This is a genomic window from Salinibacterium sp. VpJ6, from assembly GCF_059767345.1.
Genome location: NZ_JBSOQL010000004.1, coordinates 11528 through 27916, shown reverse-complemented (window position 1 = coordinate 27916; position 16389 = coordinate 11528). Strand labels below are relative to the sequence as shown.

The following is a 16389-nucleotide window of genomic DNA, read 5'->3' as shown; positions in this document are numbered from 1 at the left end:
ACAGTGGCGCTGCCACCGGTCTAGTGCGTCATCATCCAAGGAGTCCCGTGTCTGGCACCAAAAAACTTGTCATCGTTGAGTCGCCCACCAAGGCCAAGACGATCTCAAAGTACCTCGGTGACGACTACGAAGTGCTCTCCTCGGTCGGTCACATCCGCGACCTCGTCGAGCCCCGCAATCTGCCGGCCGAGCTCAAAAAGGGTTCGCTCGGCAAATTCTCAGTTGACGTCGACAATGGCTTCGAGCCGTACTACGTCGTCTCTGACGCCAAGAAGAAAACCGTCAGCGAACTGAAGAAAGCGCTCAGCGGAGCGAACGAACTCTTCCTCGCAACTGATGAGGACCGCGAGGGTGAGGCCATCGCGTGGCACCTGCTTCAAGTGCTGAAGCCCAAGGTCCCCGTCAAGCGCATGGTGTTCCACGAAATCACCGAAGACGCCATCGAAGCGGCCATCAACAACACTCGCGACGTCGACACCGCGCTCGTTGACGCTCAAGAAACCCGCCGCATCCTCGACCGTCTCTACGGCTACGAAATCTCGCCAGTGCTCTGGCGCAAGGTCGGCCCCGGGCTCTCCGCTGGCCGCGTGCAGTCCGCCGCTACTCGCCTCGTCGTCGAACGCGAACGCGAACGTCTCGCCTTCATCACCGCCAACTACTGGGACCTCATCGCCCAGCTTTCGCCCGACAGCGAAACCAACGGCTTCGAATCCAAGCTCGTACGCCTCGACGGCAAGCGCGTTGCTGCCGGTCGCGACTTTGACGACCGTGGAAACCTCAAGGGTGAAGCAGTAGCTCTCGATGAGAAGGCTGCTCAAGCGCTCGCAGACGCCCTGCGGATGCCGAGCACCACCATCACCGTGAAAACGGTCGAGACCAAGCCCTACACGCGTCGCCCCGCAGCACCCTTCACGACCTCAACGCTGCAGCAGGAGGCCGGCCGCAAGCTGCGCTACTCCGCCCGCCAGACCATGAGCGTTGCCCAGTCGCTGTACGAAAACGGTTACATCACCTATATGCGAACCGACTCCTCGTCGCTCTCGCAGCAGGCCATCACCGCCGCTCGCACCCAAGCCGTTGCCCTCTACGGTGCTGACGCTGTGCCCGACAAGCCCCGCGTCTACGCCAGCAAGAGCAAGAACGCTCAAGAGGCCCACGAAGCTATTCGCCCCTCGGGAGACACCTTCCGCACGCCGAGCGAACTTCAGTCAACGCTGCGCGGAAACGACTTCAAGCTCTACGAACTCATCTGGAAGCGCACCGTCGCCTCGCAGATGGCTGATGCCAAGGGTTCAACGGCATCCATCACGATCGCTGCCGGCGAAGCTCCCGTTGCCGAATTCTCGGCCAGCGGAACCATCATCACCTTCCGCGGCTTCATGCAGGCCTACGAAGAAGGCCAAGACGAAGAGCGTAACGCCACCGCTGAGCCCAAGGAAGCGAAACTGCCTCCGCTCAAGGAAGGCCAAACCCTCACCCTTCTCGACATCGAAGCTAAGGGTCACGAGACCAGCCCGCCCCCGCGCTACACCGAAGCAAGCCTCGTCAAGAAGCTTGAAGAACTCGGCATTGGTCGCCCGTCGACGTACGCCTCGATCATCTCGACGATCATCGACCGCGGTTACATCACGCCGCGCGGCCAGGCACTCGTGCCCAACTGGATTGCGTTCTCCGTGATCCGTTTGCTCGAAGAATACTTCGGCGACCTCGTTCAGTACGACTTCACCGCGGGCATGGAAGATGACCTCGACCGCATCGCGGGAGGAACCCAGAACCGCGTTGAGTGGCTGCAATCGTTCTACTTCGGCGACGACAAATACCGGGGCCTGCGCACCGTCATCGACAACCTCGGCGAGATCGATGCCAAGGAAATCAACTCGATGAAGCTGTCGGATGACGTGACCCTGCGCATTGGAAAGTACGGCCCGTACCTGGAGACCCCCAGTGACGACCCGGAGAAGCCGCGCCGGGTCAACATTCCCGAAGCGCTTGCGCCTGACGAGCTCACCATCGCCAAGGCAGTCGAACTCATCGAAGCGCCCGTCATCGGCGACCGCGTCATTGGCGTCAACCCCGAAAACGGCAAAGAGATCGTCGCGAAGGATGGCCGTTTTGGCCCGTACGTGACCGAACTTGAGCCAGAATCCGAGCCCGTTCCGGAGCCCGTCGAAGAGATCGACCCCAAGACCGGCGAAGTGAAGAAGGCCAAGAAGCCGAAGAAGGTTGCTGCGGTCAAGCCGCGTACGGCATCCATTTTCAAAACGATGGACCTCGACACGGTTGACCTCGACACCGCGCTCAAGCTGCTCAGCTTGCCCCGCGTGGTGGGCGTAGACCCCGAGTCTGGCGCCGAGATTACGGCCCAAAACGGTCGCTACGGCCCCTACTTGAAGAAGGGCACCGACACCCGTTCGTTGCCAAGCGAAGACCTGATCTTCGACATCGATGTAGCCGGAGCCGTCGAGCTCTACGCCCAGCCCAAGTACGGCAACCGCGCAGCATCCAGTGCTCTGAAAGAGTTCGACGCTGACCCGGTGAGCGAGAAGCCGATCAAGATCAAGGACGGCCGGTTCGGTGCATACGTAACCGACGGCACCACCAACGCCACCATCCCGCGCGGCGAGACCGTGGAAGACGTGGACTTCGAACGCGCCGTTCAACTGCTCGCTGACAAGCGCGCCAAGGGGCCGGTCAAGCGCAAGACGGCAGCGAAGAAGCCGGCAGCGAAGAAGCCCGCGGCGAAGAAGCCGGCAGCTAAGAAGCCCGCGGCCAAGAAACCTGCTGCGAAGAAGCCAGCGGCCAAGACCACGGCAGCTAAGACCACGGCAGCTAAGGCGACGGCGGCGAAGTCTGCGGCAGCGAAGACCACCGCGGCTAAGACGACGGCGGCCAAAAAGCCCGCAGCCAAGAAGCCGGCAGCAGCTAAGCCTGCCGCTAAGGCTTCAGCGTCGGCCGCTCCCGAAGCGGAGTAGCGTGCCCGGGCTCTTCATCACTCTCGAGGGCGGCGACGGCGTGGGCAAGACCACTCAGTCGCAGCTTCTTGTCGATTGGCTTACCGAAGCGGGGCACACCGTTGTGGTGACCCGTGAACCGGGTGGCTCCGATCTCGGACTCGAACTGCGCGAGATCGTGCTGCATCGCCGGGGCGATATGGACCCGCGCGCGGAAGCCCTCATCTATGCGGCCGACCGCGCTCACCACATCGCCACCGTCGTGCGCCCGGCGCTCGAACGCGGCGAGATTGTCGTGCAGGATCGCTACATCGACTCCTCGGAGGCGTATCAGGGTGCCGGGCGTGTGCTCGGCTCCGACGAAGTGCGCGAGCTGTCTCTCTGGGCAACCGACGGCCTTCTGCCCGACGTAACGGTGTTGCTCGACCTTGACCCCACCGACTCCCGCAAGCGGCTCGACAGCGCTCGCACTCGCTACGATCGCCTCGAAGCGGAGAAGCAAGAATTCCACACTCGAGTGCGCGACGCGTTCCTCGAACGTGCCGCCAAAGAGCCCGAACGTATCCTGGTGGTGGATGCCGCCCGCGAGATCAGCGAGATCGCTACGGCGATCCGTGAGCGCATCCAGAATCACCTCCCGCAACCCGCCTAGACTGGGCGCATGTCGTTGTGGGAAGGCCTAACGGGCCAAGCTGAAGCGATCGCCGTTCTTGAGGCTGCGGCCTCATCCTCGGCGTTGGGCAGCACCGGGGAATCGTCCATGACACACTCGTGGTTGATCACGGGGCCTCCCGGTTCGGGCCGCTCCAACATTGCCTACGCCTTTGCGGCGGCGCTGCTCGGTACGCGCGGCGACGAGACCGAAGAATCGGTCTACAAGCAAGTAGTCGCTCGCACGCATCCCGATCTCAGCGTGCTCAGCACCGAACGCGTCATCATCTCGATCGACGAAGTGCGCAAGCTCGTGGCCTCGTCGCAATTCTCGCCCTCGGTCGGCCACTACCGCGTCATGATCATTGAGGATGCCGACCGCATGGTCGAGCGCACCTCCAACGTTCTCCTGAAGGCGCTCGAAGAGCCACCGCCGCGCACCGTGTGGATTCTCTGTGCGCCCAGCGAAGCAGATCTCATTCCGACGATCCGCTCGCGCGTGCGCAGCGTTCGACTGCGCACCCCCGCCATCGAAGACGTGGCTCAACTGCTGCAGGACCGCGATGGCGTTGCCCCCGATATTGCCTTGCGTGCCGCGCGAGAAGCGCAAAGCCACATCGGCATGGCTCACCGCCTTGCTACCAACGCGGAGGCTCGCGAACGACGCGAACGGGCGCTCACTACCGTGCTCAACATCCGCACTGTTTCTGACGCCGTGATCGCAGCGACGTCGCTGCTTGAACTGTCGAAGGCGGATGCCGCAGCCATCACCGAAGAGAAAGATGCGCAGGAACGCGAAAGCGCCCTTCGCTCGCTCGGTGTCGCCCCCGGCGGAACAGTTCCTCCCGCCCTGCGCGTGCAACTCAAGAATCTCGAAGAAGACCAGAAGCGTCGCGCGACGCGAAGCCTGCGTGATGGCATCGACCGGATCATGGTCGACTTGTTGTCGCTGTACCGTGACATCTTGTTGACCCAGATCGGTGCGCCGGGAGAGCTCATTAACCTCAGCATTGTCGACAATCTCACGGCGGTCGCGAACCGCACGACGGCTCCGGCAACGCTGGCCATCATGGACGGTATCGCCGAGGCTCGTCGCCGCATCGAGAGCAATGTCGCCCCGGCGCTCGCGCTCGAAGCCATGCTCGTGAAGGTGGCTGTGTCGGGGCGTGGAGCATGAGCCGGCGCCGCACCCGCACTCGCGCTACCGCAGTGGTTGCCACTGCGCTCGCAACCTCGCTGCTGCTGAGCGGCTGTGTGTCATGGTTCTTCCCGCCCGAGTCATCGACCACCTCGACACCAACGGAAGAGGCCGTTGCGCCGAACCTCGAGAAGTTCTATCAGCAGGTGTTGGAGTGGAACAGCTGCGGTGACAACCTGCAGTGCGCCACCGCGATTGCGCCCGTTGATTGGGATGCTCCCGAGGGCGACACGATCGACCTGGCCCTGGTGCGTCAGACCGCGCGGGGTAACGATCGCATCGGTTCATTGCTCGTGAACCCCGGCGGTCCCGGCGGCTCCGGTTTCGACTTCATCGCGGACAGCGTGGATTACGCCACGAGTGAGGCGCTGCAGTCGCAGTTCGACGTGGTCGGTTTCGACCCTCGTGGGGTCAACCGTTCAACGCCGGTGTCGTGTTACTCCGACCCTGCTGAACTTGATGAGTACATTTACGGCATCACGCCGGGGGAGAAGGGCAGCGACGAGTGGATCGCCGCCGCCACTGAAGCTTCGGCCCAGTTCGCTCAGCGCTGTAGCGAAGAGACGGGCCCGCTCCTAGGCTTCGTTGACACCCCGAGTGCTGCTCGTGACCTCGACATGCTGCGTGCCGCTCTCGGCGATACGACGCTTAACTTCTTGGGCTACTCCTACGGCACTTTGCTCGGTCAGGTGTACGCCGAATTGTTCCCCGAGAAGACGGGGCGACTCGTTCTCGACGGAGCGGTCGACCCCGCGGCATCCGAATTTGAAGCAACGAAGGCGCAGGCTCAAGGCTTTGAAGGTGCATTGGATGCGTTCCTTGAGGATTGTGCCAGCGCAAGCGATTGTCCCTTCACCGGGTCCGTTGACCAATCGCGCACCACGATCCGCACTCTGCTCGACCGCCTCGACAAGAGCCCGCTCACGAACGCTGACGGCCGCAAGCTCGGCAGCGGCACCATGTTCACGGCGATCATCCTGCCGCTGTATAGCCAATCCAACTGGGCGTACCTGCGCCAGCTCTTTACGACCGTGATGCAGGGCGATGCGTCGATCGCGTTCGACCTTGCCGACAACTACAACGGCCGTACTGCCGATGGCACCTATGCCGAGAATCAAACCGAAGCGTTCATAGCCATCAACTGTTTGGATGCCCGCGAGCCCGCCGACAACGAACGCATGCGTGAGCAGGCTGCCGAGCTGGCGCTCGCGGCTCCCATCTTTGGTCCGCAGATGTCGTATGGCGACCCCGGTTGCGCGAACTGGCCGGTGGAGGCGAAGCGTGACCGCACCGCGATCGCGGCTCCGGGTGCCGCAGACATGCTCGTGATCGGCACCACGAACGACCCCGCTACGCCCTACGAATGGGCGGTGACGGTGGCCGACAATCTCGATACTGGCCACCTCATCACCTACAACGGTGAGGGCCACACGGCGTACAACAAATCCAACGAGTGCGTGAATAGCGCGGTGGAAGACTTTCTCCTCAGGGGAGAGGTTCCGGCCAACGACCCGAACTGCTAACCGCTAGGCTCGGGCCGTGAACTACATCGCTGCTGCCCCCGCTTCTCGCGCTCGCAGGCTCGCCCTCGTGGTGCCAGCTCTCGCTCTCACCCTGCTGCTGAGCGGGTGCGTGAACCTGCTGAACAACTTTCCGGGCGAGCGTTCGCAGCCGACAGGGGAGACCGTTTCGGCTGAACTCGCTCCCTACTACGAGCAAATTCTGACGTGGGTTGACTGCGGCGATGGCGCTCAGTGCGCCACGGCGATTGCCCCGATGGATTGGGCGAACCCGTCGCCGGAGACCGACATCGAGATTGTTATGGCTCGACATGAGGCCACCGGAGAGAGCATGGGGTCGCTGTTCGTGAATCCAGGTGGGCCGGGTGCCTCTGGCTTCGATCTCATTCACGATGACGTCGATTTTGCGGTGAGTTCGAACCTTCGCGAAAACTATGACGTGATCGGCTGGGACCCTCGCGGTGTTGGTCGCTCGACTCCCGTGACGTGCCTCGACGATGATGGCCTCGATGAGTTCATCTTCGGCATTCCGGAGGCTGCTGTGGGCAGCGATGAGTGGCTCGCCACGAGCGAGCAGGCGGCGATTGACTTCGGCCAGGCTTGCCTCGAGAACACTGGACCGGTGTTGCAGTTCATCGATACGCAGAGCACTGTGCACGATCTCGACATGCTGCGTGCGATCGTCGGCGACGAGAAGCTGCAGTATCTGGGTTACTCCTATGGCAGCGACATCGGTTCGTATTACATCGAGAACTTTCCCCAGAATGTGGGCCGCATCGTGCTCGACGGCGCGACCGATTCTTCTATTTCCGTATTCGAGGTAGGGCTGGTTCAGTCGGCGGGGTTCCAGCGCGCTCTGGAGAACTATCTCGAGGCGTGCCCCGAGATGTTCGACGATTGCCCGTTCACTGGTGGGGTGGATGCCGCGTTGACGACGATCCGGGAACTTTACGATCGCTACGACGCCAACCCGATCCCGGGTGCCGACGGTCGCATGATGGATGCTGGCGTGCTCGACATCGCCATGAGCACGGCTCTTTACTCTCAGGATTCCTGGCCGTTCCTCAACGACCTTTATTCCGAAGCGGCACGCGGCGAGACCGACACCGCGTTCTTCCTTGCTGACTTCTATTACAGCCGGGATGTTGACGGAACCTACGCCGACAACTCGCTTGAAGCGTTCATCGCTATCTATTGCGTTGATTATCCCGTAGAAACTGATCCGGCAGTGCTTATCGAGCAGCAGAAGCTGATGCAGGCGGCTTCGCCGGCGACGTATCGTGACTTCCCGCCGACCGGTGACCTCACGTGCATCAACTGGCCGTACCAATACAGTGGGCCAGAGATCACTGAGCTCACGGGAGAGGGTGCCCCGCCCGTTCTCATCATCTCCACGACCGGTGACGCGGCAACGCCCTACGAGTGGGGCGTCGCGCTCAGCGAACAGCTGCAGAGCGCTCAGTTGATCACCTACAACGGTGAGGGCCACACTGCCTACAACGGTGGTGTGGGCTGCGTGGATGGCGCGGTTGACGCGTATTTCATCAACGGAGTGGTGCCCAATGACGACCCGAATTGCGGCGCATAAGCCTGAGTTCGTCGAGTGGGTCATGGAACCCCAAAACTTCGGCTAAGCTTTCATGCTGTGCCTCATGAAAATGTGGCCGGCCGCCTTAGCTCAGTCGGTAGAGCATCTCACTCGTAATGAGAAGGTCATCAGTTCGATTCTGATAGGCGGCTCCGTTCTCCGCATGCGTTTCGCCAACGCTTCCTTCCCTGGTCTCCGTTTGACGTGAGATATGCTCGGCGAATGGTCATCCGTCGCGGCAGTCGATTCGCGGTGCTTCTTGCGCTCGTTTCGATAATGGCAGCGTGTGTTCCGGCGTCCTCGGGTGGCCGCGTTGCCCAAGCCCAGTCGGTTGTGTCGGAAATCGTGCGCACGATCGGCGTCGAGCGCCATGACGACATCGATGGCTTCGCGCGTTCCGCCGTCGAGCTCATCGCTTCTCTGCCGGGCGACAACGTCACGTTGGTGGGCATCTTTGCGATGAAACAAGAGAATGCTGATGCCCCTTTCGGAGCGCTTATTTTTCACGTTCAGTACGACGCCGTACAGAGCGGAAAACACTACATCGATGCTTTCGACGGGTGTTACGAAGCCGAGTTCAATGGATTCGGAGCTACCGACTACTGGGTGTTCAACGGCGATGCCGATCCTGGCGGCGTACGGTGCCCGGATAATCCCGTTGCCGTGACGCCGCTCGTAGACAGCTCGACGGTTTTCGTCGTCGCACCCAATGCCGAAGAGATAGCGGTGCGGGTTCTGTCGGAGCTCACCGACGAATCTCGAGCAGACGCGGATGAGCTCGCACAACGCATCGAGGTGCTCCTTGATCAACCGTCGGGACCATTCGAGCAGCTAGCGCTGCCCACCGTGGCCGTCGACGACCGCGGTATTGGTGTTGCAATGGGGTCGACGCCTCACGACTGCGTGCTCGTAGCACGCGTTGATGGCGAAGTTTCACGAGTGCGACCTGCGCCGATCCAGCTCGAACGGGGAGAACTGGGGTGTCGGCCAGGCACCGCGATCACGGATCCGGAGCAGTTGCGCTCGCCGCACTAAGGCAAGTGGGTGCTACGTGCCGTCTTCAGCTACTCGCCAGGGTCAACGGTGCGTTTGTTGGCAACCATCGTGACGATCAGGCCGACAGAGAAGGAGCCGAGAGCGATGCCAACTACGAGCAGTAGGTCTGCGCCGATGACGTGGGCGACGGTGCCTGCGGCGATCGACAGCACGAAGATGGTGCTGTACTGATCGGTTGCAAGCTCCGGCACCACCACCCCCAAAGAGTTAGATTTCCTCAAGTATCGACCTCTTGATGGCGATATGCAAACGCCCTGCAGCTGGGATTATTCGAAGCCGCGAATGGGACCCTCTCGAACTCTCGAAAAACTCAATTTCGGGCCACAGGGGTGTCCCCCAAACAGAGGATAGACCCGTCACCCAGACCCCCCATTAACGGGTATTTCCGCATGTTTCCGGGGTTTTTCCCTTGTTTAACTGTGATTTCGCCCTTAGTTTTGGCAACAGGAAGCAGAGGGGTCTGCATCCTATTCATTCGTCTGGGGGGCGATTTTTTCATGGGGAGAGTTCCGTTTTTAACGGCCTTAGTAACCGTTGTAATAGTCGGAGTAGCACCGTTCGTCGGGGGAGGCGGACCAGGGCTCACGGAGAGCGCAACTGCTAACGCGACCGCACGTTCACCACTATTCGCATCGACGGCTACAGGCCCGGTCGAAGAAGAGCCCGACGTGGTGGCTGTAGCCAGCGTCGAACGCATCACAGAAGAGTCGCTTGCGGCCGAGTTGAAGGCTGAAGCTAAAGAGCTCGCAACTGACTCCGAGCACTTGGCTCAGAAGGCAGTGCCCAAGCCGAAGCCGATTGTTGTTGAATCGGTGACCGGTGGTTCCGCATCCGTCGAGCAGATTCGCGCTGCGTATGCGTCTGCCGGGCAAGCGTGCCCCAGCAACGTCGGTGGCGGAGTTCCCGGCGCACCGAGCCGCAGCTCTTCTCAGGGCGTTGCCGGAACCACCTCGGGTGACCTCTCATCGTTCGCCTACGCCTACAACTCGATTCGCGTCGCCAACTGCCTGCAGCCGATTCCCCTCTCGAACTTCCGCTACGACTCCTGCATGGAAGAGCGCTTGTTCTGGATGGCAGAGTCGCCCAGTTCGAACCCGCTCGACGGCTGGGGCCACAACGGCACCACTCGCTCTGACGGCGTCGCTGCTCGCGGTTGCGACGGAAACCTCGCAGGAGGTTCGGGAAACAGCGGCGCCACCGTCGCATCCAAATGGTGGGAATCCTATTCTCACCGCGCTTCGCTTTACCGCCCCGGTGCCAGCACCGGCGGCGTTTGCATCGCTTTGGCCATGACCCACGGCGGAATCGATGAGCCTTATAGCTTCACCCGCGCTGCAGCACGTTGGACGTACTGCTAGGCCACCTGTAGGCACCGAGTCCAGGCATCCGGGTACTATAACCGGGTGACTGATTCAGCCAACAGCGAGCCGAAAGCGCCGGGAGGAATACGCGCGTTTATTGCTAAGCACCCCACCGCATCCACGGTGACGGTCGCAGCGGTTCTATTCGCACTACTCGCAGGAGTAGCAGTGTTCGCCGGAATTTCGGTTGGCTCCGCTAGTTCGGCAGTTGATGTCACCCCAGACGAAGTCACTGTTGAACAGCGGAGCCAACCGGATGCTATACCCGGTTCAGTCTCTGTACGCACGTGTTCTGTAGACCCGTTAGCAACTGTCGCGACCTTCCCGTCGCTCGTCGGTGTCGTGACGGATGTCGCTAGCGTCGATGTTCTCTGGGACCGTTCGGCAGAGGACGCCTCAAGCCCCGCCCACATTGTGACCGCGTTCACGGCGGCCGCTGCACTGCAAACGTTGGGCGCCGATACTCGTATCAGCACGAAAGTCGTCGATGGCTCGCAGCCGGGAGTGATCGTCTTGGTTGGCGGGGGAGACCCGACGCTGGCGACCACAAATGCCTCGTACTACCGCGATGCACCGCAGATCTCTGAGCTCGCGTCGCAGGCCATGACGCGGTACGAAGAACTCCACCCCGGCGTTCCGATCACCGAGATCGTGCTCGACTCCACCCTGTGGACCACCGCTGACGCGTGGGATCCCAACTGGCCCGAGCGCGAACGCACTGGCGGCTACCACTCCTATGTCACCGCTCTGATGGTGAACGGCGACCGCGCTGATCCCACGATCGCCATCAGCCCTCGTGGCACCGATCCCGTGAAGTCGGCCGGACAAGCGTTCGCCCAGGCAGCCGGTTTGCCTGCGGTCACCTTCTCGAACGGTGCCGCCGTAGGCAACACCGTTCTCGGCGAGGTGAAGTCGCAGCCCGTCAGCGTGCTCGTGGAACAAATGCTTAACAGCGGTGATGACTCGATCGCCGAATCGTTGGCCCGCCTCGTCTCCAAGAAGCTGGGTTTCAGCGGTGCTGCCAGCACCCTCACTCAAGCAATGCAGGGTGCTTTGACGGATGCCGGTCTCGCCGACGCTGGATCGATCACGATCACCGATGGCTCGGGCCTCAGCCCCAAGAACCAAGTATCCCCGCTCTTCGCTGCCCAGTTCATGGCCCAGGGTGCCTCGGGTAGCGGTGCGGTAGGCGCCGTCTACGGGATGCTTCCGGTCGGGGGCAAAAGCGGCGACCTGTACAGCCGATTTGAGGGGGATGCCGCTGCGGCATCCGGGAACGTGGCAGCGAAGTCGGGCTGGACCAACCAAGAGCATTCGCTCGCTGGCGTAGTCAATGCCAAGGACGGCACCCAGCTCGCGTTCGCGTTCTACTCCATTGGGGAAGGCATCTCGACCGATGCCCGCACAGCGATCGACAACCTTGTCGCGGGCGTGTATTCCTGCGGGAGTAACCTCTCTAACTACTGACGTTGTGACGCAGGCGCTGTGGGCGGATGCTGCCGCGACTTAGACTGGCAGCGTGGTTGCTGCACTCTTCATCATCGATGTCCAGAATGATTTCACCGAAGGTGGCGCTTTAGGCGTCGACGGCGGTGCCGCTGTGGCGGCCGGAATCACCGACTATCTGCGGGCGAATCCTGACCGCTACGACGTCGTGATCGCGTCCCGCGACTGGCACGATGCTGACAACAGCAACGGTGGCCACTTTGCGGTGGATGCTGCCCCCAACTTCGTCGACACGTGGCCGGTTCACTGCGTAGCCGGCACGTCCGGCGCGGAGTACCACCCCGCTCTCGATACCTCGCTCGTGAAGGAGCACGTGCGCAAGGGACAGGGCGTTCCGGCCTATTCCATCTTTGAGGGCACGACCGACGACGATGAGACGCTCCCAGCTCTGCTGGCGCGACTCGGCGTTGACACGATTGATGTCGCTGGCATCGCCACTGACTACTGCGTGCTTGCCTCTGCACTGGATGCCGCCGGCAGCGGCCGCGAAGTGTCGGTACTGACAGAGCTGGTGGCTGGTGTCGCCCCGGAGTCGAGCACGGCCGCTCTCGCGACGATGGCGGAGTCGGGCATCAGGCTCGTCTCTCCCGAAGCGTGATCGCCGCATGACAGATTCTCCCGAAGAGCTTCACCTTCCCGGCTTCATAGCCGAGTCTGAAGTTCTCCCGCCCAGCAACGGTTTGGGCTGGCGGCTGCTGGCGCTGCTCGTCGGTCTCGGGCTCCTTATTGGGATCGTCGTGGCCGGTGGTGCCGCGCTGTTTACGGCTTTCTGGCCCACGACCGCAACCCTGTGCGATGCCTCCTCCGGCACCACCTCCGACGTGTCCGATTCCTCCGACGCAACCTGCAGCGATGTGTCTCTCGAACAGATCGCGGAGTTCTCGAAGATCGACCTTCCCGCAGAAACCGAAGTCGAGAGCGTGCAATACGCCACGGTTGACGGCTCTTACGGGTTGCTCTACGCCACTGTCGTGTTGCCGGAAGGCGCTGCCGACCCGCTGCGGTCCGGTGATTACCGGGTGGCGCCGACGCTGTCGTGGGCTGGTGAAGCGGATGCGCTCGGGCTCGATAACCTCCTGCTCTACCAGGGCGTCGAGTCGGTCACTGGCCCCGGATTCGAGGCTGCAAGCGGGCAGCGCACCGACGGCCGCACCGTGATCCTCATTCGCGTGAACCGGGAGCTGTAGCGTGCCGGTTATCCCCGTCACCGAGCTCAGCGATCCGCGGCTCGCTGACTACTCGCACCAGACCGATGTGGCGCTGCGTAAAGCGCAGGGCACCGAGCACGGCCTCTACCTGGCCGAATCGACGCTCGTACTGCAGCGCGCCCTGCGCTCCGGTCATCGCGTGCGTTCGGTGCTCGCGCTCGGAACCTCAGTGGACGAGATCGTCGCGCTTGTGGGCGACGACGTTCCCATCTTCACGGGTGACGGGTCACTGCTCGCCGAGCTCACCGGCTACGTGCTGCACCGCGGCGTGATCGCATCGATGCACCGCCCGCCGCTGCCGACGCCCGAAGCCCTATTGGCGGATGCCCGCCGCATCGTCATTCTTGAGAACGTCGTTGATCCCACCAACGTGGGCGCGATCTTCCGTTCCGTCGCCGGCATCGGGGCGGATGCCGTACTCGTCACTGAGCAGTGCTCCGACCCGTTCTACCGCCGCGCGATCCGGGTCTCGATGGGAACCGTGCTGCAGGTGCCGTGGACTCGCATCGGCGACTGGACAGACACTCGTGCGCTGCTCACGGCATCCGGCTTTCAGATCGCAGCGCTAGCCCTCGAGGATGGTGCGGTTTCGCTGCGCGATTTTGCGGCGGATGCTCCCGAGAAGGTCGCGCTCGTGCTCGGCACTGAGGGCCACGGTCTCACCCGCGAAGCCATCGATGCCGCCGATTCGATCGTGCAGATTCCGATGCGCCACGGTATCGACTCGCTCAACGTTGCTGCGACGGCTGCGGTCGCGATGTTCGCGCTCGCGGTCGAGTAGCGCCAGACGGGCTGTTAGTCGCCAAAGCTCGCCGGCACATTGTCTTTTTCTGGTCGGACGGTAATGGCGTCAAGCCGCGGATCCGCGTGGAGTTGGGTAAAACGATCCGAGTCACACGCGACTATCAATGAATCAGGGTAGAGGCGCGAGCCCCAAGCGAAGGTGGCAGCGTCGTCCCACACGAACTCGGGAACTCGTTTTCCCGGTGTCAGTTCCGTGCGACGAAGCCGAGCGAGCGAATACTCGTGTCCGTGGACGTACACCGGCGACGCCGAGGCAGGGTTCTCCCAGTAACCATCCCAGCGCAGCGAGTGCAGCTGTGTGTCGCCAACGGCGTCTTGCAGGGCCTCGGCCGTGGCAGCATCCAACTCGCCACCGCACGACGCGAGCGTGTGGACCTCGGGGAATTCCTGACCGGCTTGTTCCAGGAGTTCCCACCAAGAAAGGGATGCAGGCGTGAGGTCGAAATCCACAAATTTTGACCACCGGACAGGCGTCGATTCACGATCGAGGAGAGGCAAGAAGATTCGCATGAGACGCAGCCCGTGGTGTGAAGGCGGGACGAAATCGCGCGCGGACAACCCGTCTCCGTGTTCGGGGAGAGGTGCTGCTGCGGTCGCCATGGAATCGAGCGTACTCAAAAATCCGCCAGCGCCACAGATGCGGTCGCACCCGCGAACCTCTAGACGAGCAGCTGGTGCTTGGCGAGGTCCTTGTAGAGCGGGGTCGACTTCACGAGCTCGGAGTGGGTTCCGACGCCCACGACCTTGCCCTTGTCGAGCACGACGATCTGGTCGGAATCAACGACCGTCGAGAGGCGGTGGGCGATCACGATGAGGGTGCGGTTCTCGGCGACAGCGTCGATGGCTTCGCGGAGCATTTGCTCGTTGAGGCCGTCCAAGCTGGAGGTCGATTCGTCGAGCAGCAGAATCGGGGGAGCCGCGAGCAGCGTGCGGGCGATTGCGAGACGCTGACGCTCTCCACCGGAAAGCATCACGCCGTCTTCGCCGACAGCGGCATCCAGACCAGCAGGGTTGCGGTCGAGCACACCTGTGAGGTTTACCGACGCGAGTACCGCGATACATTCTTCGTCGGTCGCGTTGGGGGCGCCGATGAGAAGGTTTTGGCGCAGCGTGCCGGCGAGCACGGGAGCGTCTTGCTCGACGTAACCGATCTGGGCGCGGAGCTCTTCACGGTTGAGGGCGCGAAGGTCGTCCCCGCCCAAGCGCAGCACGCCCGCCGTCGGGTCGTAGAAGCGCTCGATGAGGGCGAGGATGGTGCTCTTGCCGGCACCGGAGGGCCCGACGATGGCGGTGCGCTCGCCGCGCTTCACGGTGAAGCTGACGCCGCGCAGCACGGTGAGGTCGATCTCGTCTGCGGCAGCTTCGGTGCCGCCGTGCTTGAGCTCGGCCAGTTCGGTTTCGACCTTCACGAGAACGGAGTCGTCAGGGTAGGAGAATTCGACGTTCTCGAACGTGATCGCGGCATCCGATTCGATGCTCGGAACGGCGACGACGTTGACGTCGGATTCGAGCTCGCTGGGCAGCTTGATGATTTCTTGGATGCGCCCGAGCGCGCCGAGTGCCTGGTTGACGGCGGTAACGGCGCCGAAGGCCTGCCCGAGCGGCATGATCATGAGGAACAGGAAGAGGATGAACGCGACGAGGTCGGCGATCTCGATGGCGCCACTGGCAACGCGGTAGCCGCCGACGCCGAGCACGACGAGGAACGATACCTGCAGGGCAATTCCGGCGATCGGAACGACGAGTGCCGAGATCTTGGCAACGCTGATACCCATCTTCCAGGCACCGAGAGCGTCTTCGTTCACGGCCTCGATTTCACGCTCGGTGGCGTTGGATGCTCGCAGCGTACGCACGGCGGAGATTGCGCGTTCCACGGCTGCGGCCAGGTCGCCGACCTTGCGCTGAGCGCGCTGGCTGGCCACCCGGATCCGCTTCGAGAGCGTCGTAACGGTGACCACAGCGATGGCGATCACGAGCACGGTAAGGCCGAGCAGCACGGGGTCGATGATGAGCATCGCGATGAGCGCACCGATGAAGGTGATCGAGCCACCGATCGCTTCGACGAGTCCCTGCGTCAGCACCGCGCGCAGCAGAGTCGTGTCGCTGCCCACGCGGGAGACGAGGTCACCGGTGCGGCGACGGTCGAATTCTGAGATGGGGAGGTTGAGCATCCGGCTCACCAAGCGGCGACGGCTCGAGAGCACAACACCTTCGCCTGTGCGCTGCAGGAGGTAGTGCTGGTAGCCGCTGATGAGGCCCGAGATAACGACGAGGCCGATGAGCAGCCACACGAGAGTGCCGAGGGATTCGCGAGCCTCAACGATCGTGATGACTTGGCTGACGAGCAGCGGCTGGGCGAGAGAAGCGCCAGCGCCGAGGATGCTGAGGATGATCACGAAGATCATCACCTTGCGGTGCTCGAAGAGGTAGGGGAGGAGCTCGCTGAACTTGGCGCGGGGGCCGTCGTCGGGGTTGTCGCGGGATCCAGAACGTCCGCGGCGAGGTGCAGAGGTGTGTGAAGTCGAGCTCATGAAGTTTCTCGTTGT

Annotated in this window: 14 protein-coding genes and 1 tRNA gene; 12 read left to right on the top strand and 3 right to left on the bottom strand. The window is 62.5% G+C overall.

Annotated elements, in window-relative coordinates:
• The first annotated feature begins 47 nt into the window (after window positions 1–47).
• The 7 genes from topA (at window position 48) to ACWTV1_RS12050 (ending at window position 8943) form a co-directional block, all read left to right on the top strand.
• Window positions 48–2972, top strand: coding sequence for a type I DNA topoisomerase (topA, locus tag ACWTV1_RS12080; RefSeq protein WP_498505516.1), 2925 nt, complete (start codon window positions 48–50; stop codon window positions 2970–2972).
• A gap of 1 nt (window position 2973) precedes the next feature.
• On the top strand, window positions 2974–3603 hold the full coding sequence (gene tmk / locus ACWTV1_RS12075) for a dTMP kinase (RefSeq protein ID WP_498505515.1): 630 nt from the start codon (window positions 2974–2976) through the stop codon (window positions 3601–3603).
• A 9-nt stretch (window positions 3604–3612) separates the two neighbouring features.
• A complete protein-coding gene (locus ACWTV1_RS12070; RefSeq protein ID WP_100389529.1) occupies window positions 3613–4779 on the top strand; it encodes a DNA polymerase III subunit delta' in 1167 nt (388 codons plus the stop codon).
• Window positions 4776–6323 (top strand): alpha/beta hydrolase, encoded by a 1548-nt coding sequence (locus ACWTV1_RS12065; RefSeq protein WP_498505514.1) that lies wholly within the window; start codon window positions 4776–4778, stop codon window positions 6321–6323. Before ACWTV1_RS12070 ends, ACWTV1_RS12065 begins: the two co-directional genes overlap by 4 nt.
• 16 nt (window positions 6324–6339) lie before the next feature.
• Window positions 6340–7908: an alpha/beta hydrolase gene (locus tag ACWTV1_RS12060; protein WP_498505513.1), complete on the top strand. Its 1569-nt coding sequence runs from the start codon at window positions 6340–6342 to the stop codon at window positions 7906–7908.
• Window positions 7909–7987: 79 nt separating this feature from the next.
• Window positions 7988–8060: transfer RNA gene (locus ACWTV1_RS12055), tRNA-Thr, on the top strand.
• Window positions 8061–8130: 70 nt separating this feature from the next.
• Window positions 8131–8943 carry a hypothetical protein gene (locus ACWTV1_RS12050; protein WP_498505512.1) on the top strand — a complete coding sequence of 271 codons (813 nt, stop codon included), beginning with the start codon at window positions 8131–8133 and terminating at the stop codon, window positions 8941–8943.
• Between the two features lie 29 nt (window positions 8944–8972).
• Here the strand turns inward: ACWTV1_RS12050 and ACWTV1_RS12045 are convergent, their stop codons facing one another.
• Complete coding sequence (locus tag ACWTV1_RS12045) at window positions 8973–9155, bottom strand: hypothetical protein (protein ID WP_498505511.1); 183 nt, start codon at window positions 9153–9155, stop codon at window positions 8973–8975.
• A 480-nt stretch (window positions 9156–9635) separates the two neighbouring features.
• Between ACWTV1_RS12045 and ACWTV1_RS12040 the strand changes: the two genes are divergently transcribed.
• From ACWTV1_RS12040 to ACWTV1_RS12020, 5 genes are read left to right on the top strand one after another with little or no spacing between them, the layout of a single operon-like run.
• Entirely contained in the window at window positions 9636–10322 is a 687-nt protein-coding gene (locus ACWTV1_RS12040) for a hypothetical protein (RefSeq protein ID WP_498505510.1), read from the top strand.
• A gap of 45 nt (window positions 10323–10367) precedes the next feature.
• A complete protein-coding gene (locus tag ACWTV1_RS12035) occupies window positions 10368–11792 on the top strand; it encodes a D-alanyl-D-alanine carboxypeptidase (RefSeq protein WP_498505509.1) in 1425 nt (474 codons plus the stop codon).
• Window positions 11793–11844: 52 nt separating this feature from the next.
• Window positions 11845–12429 (top strand): isochorismatase family protein, encoded by a 585-nt coding sequence (locus ACWTV1_RS12030; RefSeq protein WP_498505508.1) that lies wholly within the window; start codon window positions 11845–11847, stop codon window positions 12427–12429.
• 7 nt (window positions 12430–12436) lie between these two features.
• Complete coding sequence (locus ACWTV1_RS12025; RefSeq protein WP_498505507.1) at window positions 12437–13018, top strand: hypothetical protein; 582 nt, start codon at window positions 12437–12439, stop codon at window positions 13016–13018.
• A gap of 1 nt (window position 13019) precedes the next feature.
• Window positions 13020–13820 carry a TrmH family RNA methyltransferase gene (locus ACWTV1_RS12020; RefSeq protein ID WP_498505506.1) on the top strand — a complete coding sequence of 267 codons (801 nt, stop codon included), beginning with the start codon at window positions 13020–13022 and terminating at the stop codon, window positions 13818–13820.
• Between the two features lie 14 nt (window positions 13821–13834).
• On the opposite strand, the gene ACWTV1_RS12015 is transcribed toward ACWTV1_RS12020, so the two are convergent.
• Entirely contained in the window at window positions 13835–14443 is a 609-nt protein-coding gene (locus ACWTV1_RS12015; RefSeq protein ID WP_498505505.1) for a hypothetical protein, read from the bottom strand.
• 59 nt (window positions 14444–14502) lie between these two features.
• Window positions 14503–16374 (bottom strand): ABC transporter ATP-binding protein, encoded by a 1872-nt coding sequence (locus tag ACWTV1_RS12010; RefSeq protein WP_498505504.1) that lies wholly within the window; start codon window positions 16372–16374, stop codon window positions 14503–14505.
• Between the last annotated feature and the right edge of the window lie 15 nt (window positions 16375–16389).